This is a genomic window from Caulobacter sp. 05T431 (assembly GCF_056665975.1).
Map to the genome: position 1 here is coordinate 26,589 of NZ_JBFTKU010000032.1, position 14,835 is coordinate 41,423.

The 14,835-nt window shown below is 70.7% G+C and carries 14 protein-coding genes; 5 read left to right on the forward strand and 9 right to left on the reverse strand.

The annotated features are described in order from the left end of the window. Positions 1-4: 4 nt before the first annotated feature. Positions 5-472 (forward strand): RidA family protein, encoded by a 468-nt coding sequence (locus AC1U89_RS22900; RefSeq protein ID WP_479901933.1) that lies wholly within the window; start codon positions 5-7, stop codon positions 470-472. A gap of 7 nt (positions 473-479) precedes the next feature. Here the strand turns inward: AC1U89_RS22900 and smpB are convergent, their stop codons facing one another. Both smpB and dapA read right to left on the reverse strand, forming a co-directional pair. Then, complete coding sequence (gene smpB, locus AC1U89_RS22905; protein ID WP_056759915.1) at positions 480-938, reverse strand: SsrA-binding protein SmpB; 459 nt, start codon at positions 936-938, stop codon at positions 480-482. Beyond that, positions 938-1,822 (reverse strand): 4-hydroxy-tetrahydrodipicolinate synthase, encoded by an 885-nt coding sequence (dapA, locus tag AC1U89_RS22910; RefSeq protein WP_029916479.1) that lies wholly within the window; start codon positions 1,820-1,822, stop codon positions 938-940. Before dapA ends, smpB begins: the two co-directional genes overlap by 1 nt. Positions 1,823-2,084: 262 nt before the next feature. Here dapA and AC1U89_RS22915 point away from each other — a divergent pair, with 262 nt between their 5' ends. Further along, entirely contained in the window at positions 2,085-4,247 is a 2,163-nt protein-coding gene (locus tag AC1U89_RS22915) for a transglycosylase SLT domain-containing protein (protein ID WP_479901934.1), read from the forward strand. Between the two features lie 4 nt (positions 4,248-4,251). On the opposite strand, the gene AC1U89_RS22920 is transcribed toward AC1U89_RS22915, so the two are convergent. From AC1U89_RS22920 to AC1U89_RS22935, 4 genes are read right to left on the reverse strand one after another with little or no spacing between them, the layout of a single operon-like run. After that, on the reverse strand, positions 4,252-5,007 hold the full coding sequence (locus AC1U89_RS22920; protein WP_479901935.1) for an ABC transporter ATP-binding protein: 756 nt from the start codon (positions 5,005-5,007) through the stop codon (positions 4,252-4,254). After that, the gene (locus AC1U89_RS22925; RefSeq protein ID WP_479901946.1) at positions 5,004-6,044 is read right to left on the reverse strand and encodes a FecCD family ABC transporter permease; all 1,041 of its coding nucleotides are present in this window, start codon (positions 6,042-6,044) and stop codon (positions 5,004-5,006) included. Before AC1U89_RS22925 ends, AC1U89_RS22920 begins: the two co-directional genes overlap by 4 nt. Further along, a complete protein-coding gene (locus AC1U89_RS22930; RefSeq protein WP_479901936.1) occupies positions 5,987-6,796 on the reverse strand; it encodes an ABC transporter substrate-binding protein in 810 nt (269 codons plus the stop codon). Before AC1U89_RS22930 ends, AC1U89_RS22925 begins: the two co-directional genes overlap by 58 nt. A gap of 5 nt (positions 6,797-6,801) precedes the next feature. Then, on the reverse strand, positions 6,802-7,437 hold the full coding sequence (locus AC1U89_RS22935; protein WP_479901937.1) for a TetR/AcrR family transcriptional regulator: 636 nt from the start codon (positions 7,435-7,437) through the stop codon (positions 6,802-6,804). A 310-nt stretch (positions 7,438-7,747) separates the two neighbouring features. On the opposite strand from AC1U89_RS22935, the gene AC1U89_RS22940 reads away from it, so the two are divergent. The 3 genes from AC1U89_RS22940 to AC1U89_RS22950 are packed head-to-tail and all read left to right on the forward strand — an operon-like array spanning position 7,748 to position 10,792. Continuing rightward, positions 7,748-9,064, forward strand: coding sequence for a glycosyltransferase (locus AC1U89_RS22940; protein ID WP_479901938.1), 1,317 nt, complete (start codon positions 7,748-7,750; stop codon positions 9,062-9,064). A gap of 18 nt (positions 9,065-9,082) precedes the next feature. Next, positions 9,083-9,985 (forward strand): class I SAM-dependent rRNA methyltransferase, encoded by a 903-nt coding sequence (locus AC1U89_RS22945; RefSeq protein ID WP_479901939.1) that lies wholly within the window; start codon positions 9,083-9,085, stop codon positions 9,983-9,985. 3 nt (positions 9,986-9,988) lie between these two features. Beyond that, positions 9,989-10,792 carry a TrmH family RNA methyltransferase gene (locus tag AC1U89_RS22950; protein ID WP_479901940.1) on the forward strand — a complete coding sequence of 268 codons (804 nt, stop codon included), beginning with the start codon at positions 9,989-9,991 and terminating at the stop codon, positions 10,790-10,792. A gap of 137 nt (positions 10,793-10,929) precedes the next feature. On the opposite strand, the gene AC1U89_RS22955 is transcribed toward AC1U89_RS22950, so the two are convergent. From AC1U89_RS22955 to ligA, 3 genes are all read right to left on the reverse strand, one after another. Beyond that, complete coding sequence (locus AC1U89_RS22955; protein ID WP_479901941.1) at positions 10,930-11,361, reverse strand: DUF2147 domain-containing protein; 432 nt, start codon at positions 11,359-11,361, stop codon at positions 10,930-10,932. Positions 11,362-11,457: 96 nt separating this feature from the next. Then, positions 11,458-12,063, reverse strand: coding sequence for a 3'-5' exonuclease (locus AC1U89_RS22960; protein WP_479901942.1), 606 nt, complete (start codon positions 12,061-12,063; stop codon positions 11,458-11,460). Beyond that, positions 12,063-14,411, reverse strand: coding sequence for an NAD-dependent DNA ligase LigA (ligA, locus tag AC1U89_RS22965; protein WP_479901943.1), 2,349 nt, complete (start codon positions 14,409-14,411; stop codon positions 12,063-12,065). The genes AC1U89_RS22960 and ligA overlap by 1 nt, the downstream gene beginning before the upstream one ends. Positions 14,412-14,835: the final 424 nt, after the last annotated feature.

Below are 14,835 nucleotides of genomic sequence, written 5' to 3' on the forward strand. Positions count from 1 at the left end.
CACGATGAAGACCTTGCTGACCCTGGCGGCCGCCCTGGCGCTTTGGACCTCTCCGGCGACGGCCCAGGACGCCGTCGTCCGCGACAACCCGCCGGGACTGTTCACCAGCCCCCGCTTCACCAACGTGGTCGAGGTTCCCGCCGGGACCAACTTGGTCTTCGTCTCCGGTTTGACCGCCCAGGGCCCCGACGGCGTCGCGCCCAAGGACGCCCAGGGTCAGGCCCAGGCCGTGTTCCGCAACCTTCGTACCGCCCTGGCCGCGCGCGGCCTAACGCCCGCCGACGTGATCCAGGTCCGCAGCTTCCTGGTCGACATCCAGACCACCCTGCCCGCCTATCGTCAGGCGGCCGGAGACTTCTTCGGCGCGACACCGCCGMCGGCCAGCACCGTGGTCGGCGTCGCGGGTCTGGTCCGTCCGGACCTGCTGCTGGAGGTGGAGCTGGTCGCGGCCCGGCCGACCAAGACGAAGTAGCGGGCGGTCAGTCCCCTCGGTCGCCCTTCATCAGGCGCGCCTTGTCGCGCTGCCAGTCGCGGGCGGCCTCGGTCTCGCGCTTGTCGTGGTTCTTCTTGCCCTTGGCCAGGCCGATCTCCAGCTTGGCCAGGCCCTTCTCGTTCCAATAGAGCTTGAGCGGGATCAGCGTCCGGCCGTCGCGCTGGACCGCGCCGATCAGCTTGTCGATCTGCTTGCGGTGCAGAAGCAGCTTCCGGTGCCGGCGCGGCTCGTGGTTGAAGCGGTTGGCGTGGCCGTAGGGCGGGATGTCGGCGTTGATCAGCTTGATCTCACGCCCTTCCACCGAGGCGTAGGACTCGGCGATGTTCGCCCGCCCCACGCGCAACGACTTCACCTCGGTGCCGGTCAGCATCAGCCCGGCCTCGACGGTCTCTTCGATGAAGTAGTCGTACCGCGCGCGGCGGTTCTCGGCGATCGGCTTGGTCATCAGACCAGACCCGCCTCGCGCATGGCCTCGAGGATCGCCGGCTTGACCGCCTCGCTGCAGGGCGAGATCGGCAGACGGGTGTCGGCCTCGCACAGGCCCAGGTGCGCCATGGCGAACTTGGTCGGCGACGGCGAGGCGTCCAGGAACAGCGCCTTGTGCAGCTTCACCAGGCGATCCTGCCAGTACAGCGCGGTCTCCCACTCGCCGTTCAGGCACGCGTTGATGAAGGTGGCGCAGGCGTCCGGCGCGACGTTCGAGGTGACCGAGATGACGCCGTGGCCGCCGTGGGCCACGTAGCCCAGGGCCGTGGGGTCGTCGCCCGACAGCATCACCCAGTCGGGACCGCACATGATCCGCTGGAAGCTGGCGCGGGTCAGGTCGCCGGTGGCGTCCTTGATACCCACGATGTTGGGCAGCTTGGACAGGCGCTCCAGCGTCTCGTTGGCGATGTCCGAACCGGTGCGGCCGGGCACGTTGTAGACCAGCACCGGCAGCTGCACGGCGTCGTTGATGGCCTTGTAGTGCTGATAGACGCCTTCCTGGCTGGGACGCACATAGTAGGGCGAGACCACCAGGGCGGCGTCGGCGCCGACGGCCTTGGCGTGGGCGACCAACTCGATCGCCTCGGCGGTCGAGTTCGATCCCGCGCCGGCGATCACCGGCACACGGCCGCGGGCGGTCTGCACGCACAGTTCGACGACGCGCTTGTGCTCTTCATGGCTCAGGGTCGCGGTCTCGCCGGTGGTGCCGACCGGCACCAGGCCGTGCACGCCGCCCGCGATCTGGCGCTCGACAAGGGCCACGAAGGCTTTCTCGTCCACCGCGCCGTCGCGGAAAGGCGTGACCAGCGCCGGAATGACGCCCTTGAACGGAGAATGAGCCATGACTTGCAATTTGCCGTGAGAAACGCGCCGCGACGGTTGCGGCTTGAGGATGGGGGCGGACAATATGTCCCGCTCCCCCTGTCCCGCAACCGGTCCGTGCCGCTCTGCACCGATTTGGGGATGTTTCTGCATAGGTCAATCCGCCGCGAAGCGGTCTATAAGCGCCAAACAGGGTCACGTACGCCGCAAATCGGCCCCTCGATCATCCGAAAACGGCGAGAACGCAGCCCGCGAGGGCCAGAGAATCGAAGGAGACCGCGTTTTGGCGTCAGGGCTGGGTAAGGTGTTGCTGGGCGGAACCGCGGTTGTCGCGCTGTTTGGAGTGGCGCTGGCCCAGGACGACGTCGACCTGCCCCGCGGCCCCCAGCCCTACACGCCGTCGGGCCTGATCACCACGCCGCCGACCGCCACCTACGCCACGCCGGCCGAGGCCGACGCGGCCAACCTKCGCACCGCGGTGACCAGCCGCGACCCGGCCACGATCCGCATGGCCATGTCCAGCATCCAGGACCCGCTGTCGCGCAAAATCGCCCTGTGGGCCCTGGTCGACGCCGGGGCCGAGAGCATGGGCTTCTTCGAGCTGGACCAGGCCCGCCGCGACCTCGCCGGCTGGCCCCGCGCCCAACGCCGCGAAAACGCCGCCGAAAAGGCCCTGGTCACCTCCGGCCTGGACGCCCAGCGCATGATCGCCTGGTTCGGCGGCCGTGATCCGCAGACCGCCGAGGGCGCCATGTCCCTGGCCGCCGCCTATCAGGCCGCCGGCCGCACCGCCGACGCCAGCAACCTGATTCGCCGCTGGTGGCGGGACCAGGTGTTCGAGCTCGACGCCCAGCGCGGCATGCTGGCCCGGTTCGGCACGCTGCTGACCGCCGACGACCACGTCCGCCGCGCCGACATCCTGCTGTACGGTCCCCAGGGGCCCGCCGCCCGCGACATGGTCGCCCTGCTGCCCTACGACCAGCAGGCGCCGGCCCAGGCCCGCATCGCCCTGCGTTCGAACGCCAGCAACGCCAACGACCTCTATGCGGCGCTTTCGCCCGCCCAGCAGGCCCAACCGGGCGTGGCCTTCGAGCGCGCGTCCTATCTGCGCCGCAAGGGCCTGGACACCCTGGCCCTGCCCCTGGTCGGCCAGTTCCCCGCCCCGCCGCCCAGCGAGGATGCCGCCTCCGCCATCTGGCGCGAGCGCAAGCAGCTGGTGATGTCCGCCCTGAAGAACGGCGACAACGCCGGCGCCTACGCCGCCGCCAACGCCCGCCTGAAGAGCGGATCCGACGCCGCCGAGAGCGAGTTCTTCGCGGGCTGGATCGCCCTCGCCCGCCTGAAGGACGCCGATCGCGCCGCCGACCACTTCGCCCGCATCGCCGAGATCGGCGCCTCGCCGATCACCCGCGGCCGGGCCCTCTACTGGCAGGGCCGGGCCGCCGAGGCCCAGGGCGACCGCATCGCGGCCCAGGCCTTCTACGCCGAGGGCGCGCGCTACATCACCACCTTCTACGGCCAGCTGGCCGCCGAGAAGGCCGGGATCAAGGAGATCCGCCTCGATAAGGATCCGACGATCACCCAGGCCGACCGCGCCCGCTTCGAGGGTCGCGAACTGGTGCGGGCCGTCCGCACCCTGATGGCGGCCGGAGCCCGCGACCAGGTCCGGGTCTTCGTCCTCTACATCGACGACCAGCTGCCCACCGCCGAGGAAGAGGCCCTGCTGGTCGACCTGGCCAGGAGCTACGGTGATCCCGACCTGGCCATGCGCGCGGTGCGCACCGCCGCCCAGCGCGGCTTCACCCTGCCGGAGCGCGGCTATCCGCTGCTGGACCACCTGTTCACGCCCGGACCGGGCGCGGCCGAGACGGCGTTCGTCTATTCGATCTCGCGCCAGGAAAGCAATTTCGACCCCAACGCCCGCTCGGGCGTCGGGGCGCGCGGCATGATGCAGCTGATGCCGTCGACGGCCGCCATCGTCGCGCGCCAGATGGGCGAGAGCTACAGCGCCGACCGGCTGTCGGACCCGTTCTACAACATGCGCCTGGGCTCGACCTATCTGGGCAGCATGGTCAGCAACTTCAGCGGCTCTTACATCATGGCCGCCGCGGCCTACAACGCCGGCCCCGGACGGCCCGCCCAGTGGGTGACCCTGTGCGGCGACCCGCGCGGCGCGACCACCGATCCGCTCGACTTCATCGAGTGCATCCCGTTCTCCGAGACCCGCAACTACGTCATGCGGACCATCGAGACGACCATGGTCTATCGCGCCCGCCTGAACGGCGGCGTCACCCCGCTGACCCTGTCGAGCGACCTGAAACGCGGCGGCTACAGCTATGCAGGCCCGGCGGGAACGACAGCCAGCGGCTTGCCGCCGATCGGCGGGGCGACGCCGGCCTCGACAACGGCGATCCCGCAAGGCGGCTACGTGCCGGGCACCCGCTGACGGGCTAGCGGCGCCTAGCCGCGACGACCAGTCCGGCGGGCGTGTCGATCAGCGAGCCGTCCAGCCGGAACACCGACGCCAACACGTCGGACGACAGGGCCTCGACCGGCGCCCCCTGCGACGCCACGCGGCCGCGGTCCAACACCAGGACCCGATCGCACAGGCGCGCCGCCAGGCCCAGGTCGTGGAGCGTGACGACCACCGCCGCCCCGGCCGCCGCCTCGCCGCGCAGCAGGTCCAGGGTCAGGAGTTGGGCGTCGGGGTCCAGCCCGGCCACCGGTTCGTCGGCGACCAGCAGCGGGGCGCGCGTCGCCAGCAGCCTCGCCAGCAGCACCCTGGCCCGTTCGCCGCCCGACATGTCCAGCACGCCACGATCGGCCAGGGTCTCGACGCCCACCCGTTCCAACCGCTCGCGGGCGACGGCCAGCGCCTGATCCGGCGGCAGGTCGGGCGCGCCCAGGGCGGCGACGTCCCGGGCGGGCAGGTTCCAGGCCAGCCGGCGCTCCTGCGGCAGGTAGCCGACCAGACGGGCGCGCTCGACGGGGTTCAGGTCGCCGACCGGACGTCCGGCCAGCAAGGCCGAACCGGCCTCCAGCGGCATCAGGCCCAGTCCCGCCCGCAGCAGGCTGGTCTTGCCCGCGCCGTTGGGGCCGACCACGCCCAGCACCTCGCCGGCCGCGACGTCCAGGGACGCGCCGTCCAGCACCAGGGCCTTGCCGCGTCGGGCCTTCGCGCCCGCGATCGTCCAGGCCGCCGTCATGACCGCCAGCTCCGCGCCGCCCGCCAGGCCAGCAGAGCGAAGACGGGCGCGCCGAACAGGGCGGTGACCACGCCCAGCTTCAGTTCCTGCTCCGTCGGGATCACGCGGGCGGCCAGGTCGGCGGCGACCAGCAGCACGGCTCCGGCCAAGGCCGAGGGACGCAGCAACCGGCCCGGATCGTCCCGGACGGCGGCGCGCACCAGATGCGGCGCGGCCAGGCCGACGAAGCCGATCACCCCCGCCGCGGCGACCGAGGCCCCGGCCAGCAAGGCCGAGCCCGCCACCGCCGCCACCCGCAGCCGCGCCATCGGCAGGCCCGACATCTGGGCCGCCTCCTCGCCCAGGGTCAGCATCCGCAGGCCCCGCGCCGCGTAGAGGCAGAGCCCCGCGCCGATCGCCATCGGCGGCAGGGCGCGCAGGATGTCGGTGAAGTCACGGTTCTCGACCGACCCCATCAGCCAGGCCAGGACCTCGGCGACGGCCACCGGCGACGGCGACAGGTTGAAGACCAGGGCCGTCAGGGCGCCGGCGAAGGCCGACAAGGCCACGCCGAACAGGATCAGCACCTCGGGCTCGCGGAACCGCGCCGCCAGGCCGACCACCGCCGCCCCGGCCAGCAGCGCCCCGACCAGGGCGGCCAGCTCGATCGCGCCCGGCAAGGCCGCCAGCCCGCCGGCGATGGCCAGGGACGCGCCCAGTCCCGCCGAGGCCGACACGCCCAGCACACCGGGCTCGGCCAGAGGATTGCGCAACAGCCCCTGCATGGTCGCTCCCGCCAGGCCCAGGCCGGCCCCAACCAGGGCGGCCATCAGCACGCGCGGCAGGCGGATGGTCCACAGCACCTCGCCCGGCGCCGAAGCCAGGTCGACCAGCGCCTGGTGATATTGCGCAGCGCTCAGCGGGCTCTCGCCGAGGCTGACGGCGATCGCCGCCGCGACKACCAGGACCAGCAGAAGGATCAGCTCCAAACGGCGCTGGCTCATCGCGTCGCCTCCGCCAACACCCGCGCCCCGTCGGCGGCGAACCAGGCCGAGCAGCCCAGCATGGCGCCGGGCAGCGAGGCGACCACCCGTCCCCGCGTGGCCTGGCGAAGGGCCGCGTGACGCCCCGGTCCCCAGCGGTCGGCGCCGGCCCGGGTCAGGTCGAAGAAGCCCAGCACCACCGCCTTGGGCGGGTTCAGCACCAGCCTCTCGAGCGGCGCGGGCGAGAAATAGGGCTGGGTCGAAGCGTTGGTGAAGCCCGCCGCCCGCAGCATGGCGTCGATCATGGTGCTGGGGCCCGCCGTGTAGCCGCCTGGGGTCAGGTAGAAGGCGGCGCGCCCCCTGCCCGCCCCCTTGGCCCGCGCCAGGTCGGCGTCCATCCGCGCCAGCAGCGCCTCGCCCTCGGCCTGGCGGTCCAGGGCCCGGGCGACCTGCCGGACATTGGCCCGCACGCCGTCGAAGTCGGTGGCGTCGCCCAAGCTGACCGTCCGCACGCCCCGACGGGCGACGGCCGCCGTCAGCCGGGCGTCGCCGCCCCACTGGCGCACCACCACGTCAGGACCCGCGCCCAGCACGGCCTCGATCGTCGTCCGGCGTTGCGGCAGGCCGATCGCCCTGGCGCGGAGAAAGGAATCCGGCGCGTCGGCGCGCGGCGAGAGGCCGACGATCGCCTCGCGCGGCGCCAGGGCCAGCACGTACTGGTCGGCGCAGGAGTCCAGCGACATCACCCGCCTTGTGGTCTGTGCGGCGGCGGGGCCCGCGACGACCGCCAAGCCGACGACGAGGCCGGCGAGCAAGGCGGCGCGCATGGAGGTCAGTCCGTGACCAGGCCGTGCAGCAGCCCTTCGAGGGTGACCTTCATCAGTTCCTCGCGCGGCGCCCAGTTGCGGTCGGGCATGGTGATCAGCAGGGCCACCAGTCCGTGGCAGGCGGCCCACAGCACCTGAGCGGCGCTTTCGCCCGAGCCGGTGCGCAGGCGGCCGGCGGCGGCGATCTCGTGGATCGGCCCGCTGAACTCGGCGAAGCAGCGATCGCCCAGCTCGGCCGTGGCGGCCTGCTTTTCCTTGGAGATCACGTCGCGCGATCCGCAGAACACCAGCTGGTAGGTGTTGGGATTGTCGAAGGCGAAGCGCATGTACGCCTCGAGCATCAACTTGACCCGCGCCACCGCGCCGATCGGCCGGTGGGCGATGTCGACATTGACCGCCAGCAGCTGGCCGATCGCGTCGTCGCTGATCTCCAGCAGGATCTGGTCCTTGTCGCGGAAGTGCATGTACAGCGCCGTCGACGACACGCCCACGGCGTCGGCGATCTTGCGGATCGTCGCCCCGGCGTAGCCCTCGGCGATGAAGATCTTCTCGGCGGCCGCCAGGATTTCTCCGCGACGCAGATGCCCGTCCCCTTTGGGCTTACGCGCCGACTTGTGCGGCTTCTTCAACGCGACCGTCACGATATGGCGTTCCCCTACCTAGTCCCCGAACCCGACACTAAACGGGAATCACCCAAACGTCGCAACTCTCAACGATTTAGCCAAAACGGGTGTTTTTCTGATTGACGCGCCATAGTTGAGGATTCGTTATCTGCTCGCTGGATGCGATATCTGCGCGGCGGGGGCTATGGCGCGAGAGGAACGAAACCAGCGGGGCCGCGCGTTCGGTGCGAAAACGGCCGACGGACAGTGGATCGAAGCGCTCGGAGACGGAACGGTCAAGGCCGAGCCTCTGCCGGATGGAGCGCACCGGCGCCTGTCTCGGGGCCAGGTGATCGGGCTGATCATCGTGGCGGTCGTCCTGGCGGTCCTGATCGGACTGCAATCCCGGGCGACGCTGGAAGCCTTTCATCTGCTGTTCTTCGTCGGCTTCATGAGCCAGTCGGCCATCAAGCTGGTCGCCGCGTTCACGCCCCGCGCTTCGACGGCCTGCCCTCCGGTCGCCGACGAAGCCCTGCCTGCCTATACGGTCATCGTCCCGCTCTATCGCGAAGCGTCGGTGGCGGCGGAGCTCGTCGCCAACCTCGAGCGGCTCGACTACCCCCGGGACCGCCTGCAGGTGCTGATCGCCCTGGAGGCCGGCGATCACGAGACCCAGGCCGCCTTCGGCGCGCTGGAGCTTCCAGTCGGCTTCCAGGTCCTGGTCGCGCCGCCCGGTTCGCCCCAGACCAAGCCCCGCGCCTGCAATATCGCCCTCGAACGGGCTCACGGCGAACTGGTGGTCATCTACGACGCCGAGGACGCGCCGCATCCCGGCCAACTTCGGGAGGCCGCCGCGCGGTTCGCCCAGGCCGACGCCGGCCTCGTCTGCCTGCAGGCGCCGTTGCGGATCGAACCCGACCCACGCTTCCTGCCCGACCAGTTCGCCCTGGAATACGCCGTGCTGTTCGAGGTCTTCCTGCCGGCCCTGGCGCGCTGGGGCCTGCCCTTCCCGTTGGGCGGCACCAGCAACCATTTCCGAGCCGCCGCCCTGCGGGCCGTGCGGGGCTGGGATCCGTACAACGTCACCGAGGACGCCGACATCGGCTTTCGCCTGGCCGCGAACGGCCGTCGGCTGGATGTCCTGTCCCACCCCACCTTCGAGACCGCGCCGACGGGGTTCAAGGTCTGGAAACCCCAACGCGCCCGCTGGATCAAGGGCCATCTCCAGACCCTGGCCGTCCATGCGCGGGGTCGGGCCGCTCGCACGCCGCGCGGCCTCGCCGCGCTCGTCATTACCCTGGCCCTTCCGGTCGTCTCCTCCCATCTGCACGGTCCCCTCCTCGCCTGGCTGGCGTTGCAAAGCCTGGGCTCGACGCTGGGCGTGTGCGCCGAGGTTCCGCTGATGGACTGGATGCTGGTCTTCTTCGGCTGGACCTGCGTCGCCATCGCCGGGACCGTGGCCCAACAGCGGGCCGGACACCGCCAGCGGATGCTGCCGCTGCTGGGCGCGATCCTCTATTGGCCGCTGCAGAGCCTGGCGGCGGCCGAGGCGCTTCGCCAGTTCGTCGTCTCGCCGTTCCACTGGGACAAGACCCCCCATACGCCCCGCGCGGCGAACCGTCTGCTGCCCCGCCTGCTGGCGCGGACTGGACGGGCCTTGCCCTGAGCGCGTATTGGCGGGGGCATGAATCCGACCATCGCCGCCGCCCCGCTCGTCATGCGCACCACCGGCTGGGCCGATTACGCCCTGCTCGACAGCGGTCATGGCAGGAAGCTGGAGCGCTACGGCCGCTACACCGTCGTCCGCCCCGAGCCGCAATGCTTCTGGGCCCCGCGCCTGGACCCGAAGGTCTGGGACGCGGCCGACGCCGTCTTCGACCCCACCGACGAGAACGAGGCCGGCCGCTRGCGCTTCAAGGGCAAGCCGCTGGAGAAGTTCCCCCTGGCCTGGGGCGAGGCCAGGTTCCACGGCCAGTTCACGCCGTTCCGCCACCTGGCCTTCTTCCCCGAGCAGGCCGCCAACTGGGCCTGGCAGGATCAGCGTGTCCGCGCGATCAAGGGCCGCCAGCCCAAGGTGCTGAACCTGTTCGGCTACACCGGCGTGGCCAGCCTGGTCTGCGCCGCCGCCGGCGCGGCCGTGACCCACGTGGACGCCTCCAAGAAGTCGGTCGGCTTCGCCCGCGAGAACGCCGCGTTCGCGGGCCTCGCTGACAAGCCGATCCGCTGGATCGTCGAGGACGCCCGCCGCTTCGTGGCCCGCGAGGTCCGGCGCGGCTCGCTGTATGACGGCATCATCCTGGACCCGCCGAAGTTCGGCCGCGGCGCCGACGGCGAGGTCTGGCGCCTCTTCGAGGACCTGGCCGAGCTGACCGCGAACTGCGCCCAGATCCTGGCCCCCGACGCCTCGTTCCTGCTGATGAACGCCTATGCCGCCCGGGTCTCGGGCGCGGCGATGTCGGGCCTGCTGGCCCAGGAACTGAAGGGCCGCGGCGGGGTCATCGACTGGGGCGAACTGGCCCTGGTCGAGGAGAAGGGCGACCGCCAGATCGGCCTGTCGTTCTTCGCCCGCTGGGCTTCGGAGGCATAAGCGATGAACGCCCCCCCGCACGCGAAGACCGTCACCTCGCTGTCGAACAATACGGTCAAGGCCGTCCGCGCCCTGCATATGCGCAAGGAGCGCGAGGAGAGCGGGCTGTTCCTGGCCGAGGGGCTGAAGATCGTCATCGAGGCGATCGACTGCGGCCATGCGCCCAAGATCCTGATGTACGGCCGCGACGCCGCCGACCATCCGATGCTCCAGAAGGCCAGCCAGGCCTGCCTGAAGGCCGGCGGCGAGGTCATCGAGGTCAATCGCGAGATCCTCGAGAAGGTCTCGCGGCGCGACAATCCGCAGGCCGTGGTCGGGGTGTTCAAGCAGGTGTTCACGCCGCTCAGCGCCATCGTGCCCGAGAGCGCCCCGTGCTGGGTGGCCATGCAGGCCGTCCGCGACCCGGGCAATCTGGGCACCGTGATCCGCACCGCCGACGCGGCCGGCTGCGGCGGGGTGATCCTGGTCGGCGACTGCGTCGACCCCTATTCGGTCGAGGGCGTGCGGGCGACCATGGGGTCGATCTTCGCGGTCAAGATCGCCAAGGCCTCGATCGCCGAGTTCCTGGCCTGGCGCGAGACCTGGCCCGGCAGCGTGGTCGGCACCCTGCTGACCGCCACGGTCGACCACAAGAGCGCCGACTATGTGAAGCCGTCGCTGATCCTGATGGGCAACGAGCAGCAGGGCCTGCCGCCCGAACTGGCCGCCGCCTGCGACGTCAACGTCAAGATCCCGATGCGCGGCAGGGCCGACAGCCTGAACCTGTCGGTGGCGACGGGGATCATGATCTACACGGTGACGGGCTGAACGCCCTTCCCTCCCCCTCGTGGGGAGGGGGGACCAGCGAAGCTGGTGGGTGGGGCCTGCCGGCTCAGCAAGCCGCCACCCGACCCTGGCTACGCCAGGGCCACCCTCCCCACGAGGGGGAGGGAAAACTCCGAGTTCTACTTGATCCGCGTCCACTTCTCGGTCTTGCACAGCGGGGCCACGATGCAGCCCTTCAGCTTCAGTTCGGTGGCCGAAAGCACGGTGATCGTGCCCGAATAGGTGCCGCCGTCGGCGGCGTTGTAGACCTTGCCGCCCGTCCACTTGGTCGGGCCGCCGCTGAAGCCGTACAGCATCTGCATGTTCTTCAGCGGCCGGGTGCGCAGGGACGCGTCCTTGTTCTTCTCGTCCTTGACCGTCGGGTCCTTCTTGATGTGATCCGAGTTGACCAGCTTGCCGCACAGGCTGTTGCCGCAGCGGCTGATCTCGACCTGACCGCCGTTGGTTTCGGTCTGCCATAGGCCCGTGGCGTCCTGGGCGAAGGCAGGGGCGGAAACGGCCAGGGCGCTCGCGGAAAGAGCCAGGGCGGCGACGACGATGGGCAGTTTCATGGGGGTCCTCTCCCTGTTGTTGTCACCCTTCTAACGCGCGTTCGGCTGAACCGGCCATGAATTGATGGCCAAGTTCGAACAAGGCTCGCCGATCCCCTACCCGGCCCGCCGCCTCAGGCCCGGACTGGAGCAGGTGGTGTAGCTGTCGGCGTTCAGCCGCCCGGCCGTCATGCCCAGCTTCCCCGGCAGGTCGCGGATGTGCGACGTCCGGGTCGCCTCGACGGCCGCCAGGGCCACCGCGCCGCAGGCATAGGCGTCCTGGGCGGCGTCGTGGTGCCTGAAGTCCACACCCAGGAACCCGCAGACCGCGTCCAGCTTGGCCGACGGCAGCTGCGGCCAGGTGTTCTTGGCCACCTGCACCGTGCAGATGTAGTCGAAGCGCGGATAGGACAGGCCGTAGAGCTCGCAGGTCCGGCGCATCACGCTGATGTCGAACGCGGCGTTGTGGGCGATCACCGTCGCCGCCTCGATCCGGTCCCGCAGCCGCGCCAGCACCGCTGGGAATTCGTCGGCGTCCTCGACGTCGGCCGGACGGATGCCGTGGACGGCGATGTTCCAGCCCGAAAAGCGCATGTCGCTTGGCCGGATGTAGTGGTGCTCGACCTCGACGATCGCCCCGTCCTCGATCCAGGCCAGGCCGATGGCGCAGGGGCTGGAGCGCTGCTCGTTGGCGGTCTCGAAGTCGATGGCGACGACGGTCATCAGCTTCCCACCATCGCCAGCCACTCGTCCTCGGTCATCACCTGGATGCCCAGCTCGGTCGCGGTCTTCAGCTTCGAGCCCGCGCCGGGACCGGCCACGACGAGGTCGGTCTTCTTCGACACCGACGAGGCCACCTTGGCCCCCAGCCCCTCGGCCTGGGCCTTGGCCTCGTCGCGGGTCATCTTCTCCAGCGAGCCGGTGAAGACGATGGTCTTACCGGCCACGGCCGTGTCGGTCTTGGGCTTGGCCACCGGTTGGATGTCGAGTTCGGCGACGAGGTTGGCGACCTTCTCGCGATTGTGGTCCTCGGCGAAGAAGCGGGCGATCGACTGGGCCGCCACCGGACCGATGCCGTCGATGGCCGCCAGGTTCAGATAGTCGTCGCCCGGCGCCCCCTGCCCGGCTTCCGCCAGGGCCTGGGCGAAGGCGTCCCACGTGCCGTAGCGCTCGGCCAGGGCGGCCCGGGCCGGCTTGTTCAGCTTGGGCACGGCGTGGCCGATCTTGACCTCCAGGCTGTCGGCCTCGGGCCACGGGTCGGCCTTCAACCCGCCCTTGCCGGCCTCGACCAGCTCGTCGCGGGCCTTGGGTCCGACCCCGGCCGCGCCCGCCAGCTCCAGATAGACCGCCCCCGGCAGTTGGTGAGCAGCCTTCTCCGCCGCGGCCTGCAGGTCCTCGAAGCGGTCGAAGTTCCGGGCCAACACCGTCGAAGTCGTCTCGCCGATGTCGCGCATGCCCAGGCCGTAGATCACCCGGTCCAGGCCGATGGTCCGCCGCGCCTCGATGCCCTTGACCAGGTTGGCCACCGAGGTCTCGCCATAGCCGTCGCGCTCGCGCAGCGCCGTCAGCTTCTCCTCGTCGCGGGCCAGCCTGAAGATGTCGGCCGGCTCCTTGATCCAGCCCTCCTCGAAGAAGGCCGCCAGCTGCTTCTCGCCCAGGCCCTCGATGTCGAAGGCGCGGCGCGACACGAAATGGCGCAGGTGCTCGATGCGCTGGAACGGACAGGCGAACTCGCCCGTGCAGCGGCGCACCACCGACTCCGTACCCGAGGCGTTGACCTCGCGGGCCAGCGGCGTCTTCAGCGGAMAGGGGCATTCGTGAGGGAATTCATAGGGTTCCGGCGCGGGGCTGGGACGCTCCTCCAGCGCCACCTGGACGATCTGCGGGATCACGTCGCCGGCTCGCTGGATCACCACGGTGTCGCCGACGCGGACGTCCAGGCGGGCGATCTCGTCGGCGTTGTGCAGGGTGGCGTTGGTCACCGAGACCCCGCCCACGGTCACAGGCTTCAGCCGCGCCACCGGGGTAATCGCCCCGGTGCGGCCCACCTGCAGGTCGATGGCCTCCAGGATCGTGCGGGCCTGCTGGGCCGGGAACTTGCGGGCGATGGCCCAGCGCGGCGAGCGGGAGACGAAGCCCAGGCGGCGCTGCTGCTCCAGCTCGTCGACCTTGTAGACCACGCCGTCGATGTCGAACGGCAGCTTGGGCCGCAGCACCTCGAACTCGGCATAGGCGTCCAGCAGGCCCTGAGCGTCCCGCACCCGCTTGGCCGGCGGGGCCGTGGTGACGAAGCCCCAGTCGTGCAGCTTGCCCAACGCCTCCCACTGGCCGGCGGCGAACGGGTCGCTGACCAGGCCCCAGGCATAGGCGAAGAAGCGCAGCGGCCGCTGGGCGCTGATCTTGGGATCAATCTGGCGCAGCGAGCCGGCGGCGAAGTTGCGGGGGTTGGCGTAGGTGCGCTGGCCGGCCTCCAGGGCGGCGGCGTTGAAGGCGGCGAAGGCCTCCAGCTCGACATAGACCTCGCCGCGGATCTCGATAACGTCGGGCCAGCCGGAGCCTTTCAGCTTGTGGGGGATGTCGGCGATGGTCCGCAGGTTGGCGGTGACGTCCTCGCCCACCCGGCCGTCGCCGCGCGTCGCGCCCTGGACCAGCACGCCCTTCTCGTAGCGCAGCGAGGCCGACAGGCCGTCGATCTTGGGCTCGGCGGTGTAGAAGACCGGCTCGTTCGTCAGGCGCAGGAAGCGGCGGATGCGGGCGTCGAACTCGGTGGCCTCGTCGTTGGAGAAGGCGTTGTCCAGGCTCAGCATCGGCACGCCGTGCTCGACCGGCGAGAACTGCTCGGCCCGCGCCGCCCCCACCCGCATCGACGGCGAGTTCTCGCGGATCAGGTCGGGGAAGCGGGCCTCGATGTCGAGGTTGCGGCGCTTGAGGGCGTCGTACTCGGCGTCGGTGATCGTCGGGGCGTCCTGCTGGTGATAGCGCAGGTCGTGGGCCGCCAGCTCGTCGGCCAGCCAGGCCAGTTCGGCATCGGCTTGGTCCTTGGTGAGGTCGGCGACGGCGATCTGGGACACGGGCGAATCCGGAGGCTTGAGGAACGGCGGCGAGACTAGCAGGCCGTCCTCCCGTCGGGGAGCTCAGTGCAGGCGAACACTTGCCCCCTACGGACCGCTTCGCGGTCGTCTTCCCCCACAGGGGGAAGAAGCCGCGCTGCGGCGCCCGGCGCGCGCATCCGCCCCCTATGGGGGCGAACAGACCGCGAAGCGGTCAGGTGGGGGCAAGTGCGTGTGATCCCACGCCAAACCGGCTGTGAGTTGATGGAAAGGGCCACGGAGCGCCGGACATCGTCCGGAGTTTGAAAAAGAATACCGTTTCGACGAAGCCCGATCGCTCCGCGCGGTCGTTATCCGGAAGCGCGGCGGCGCTGAGCCCTGTTCGGACCTCGCCGCCTTGAAGCCTCCGACGGGCGGGCTGGATCAACGATCTCCAGTCCCGGAC

What these genes read in the sequence shown, in the direction of transcription:
- dapA (WP_029916479.1), bottom strand. Translation starts at nt 1,822, where the DNA reads ATGGCTCATTCTCCGTTCAAGGGCGTCATTCCGGCGCTGGTCACGCCT.
- AC1U89_RS22955 (WP_479901941.1), bottom strand. Translation starts at nt 11,361, where the DNA reads ATGAAACTGCCCATCGTCGTCGCCGCCCTGGCTCTTTCCGCGAGCGCC.
- AC1U89_RS22960 (WP_479901942.1), bottom strand. Translation starts at nt 12,063, where the DNA reads ATGACCGTCGTCGCCATCGACTTCGAGACCGCCAACGAGCAGCGCTCC.
- AC1U89_RS22920 (WP_479901935.1), bottom strand. Translation starts at nt 5,007, where the DNA reads ATGACGGCGGCCTGGACGATCGCGGGCGCGAAGGCCCGACGCGGCAAG.
- smpB (WP_056759915.1), bottom strand. Translation starts at nt 938, where the DNA reads ATGACCAAGCCGATCGCCGAGAACCGCCGCGCGCGGTACGACTACTTC.
- AC1U89_RS22950 (WP_479901940.1), top strand. Translation starts at nt 9,989, where the DNA reads ATGAACGCCCCCCCGCACGCGAAGACCGTCACCTCGCTGTCGAACAAT.
- AC1U89_RS22930 (WP_479901936.1), bottom strand. Translation starts at nt 6,796, where the DNA reads ATGCGCGCCGCCTTGCTCGCCGGCCTCGTCGTCGGCTTGGCGGTCGTC.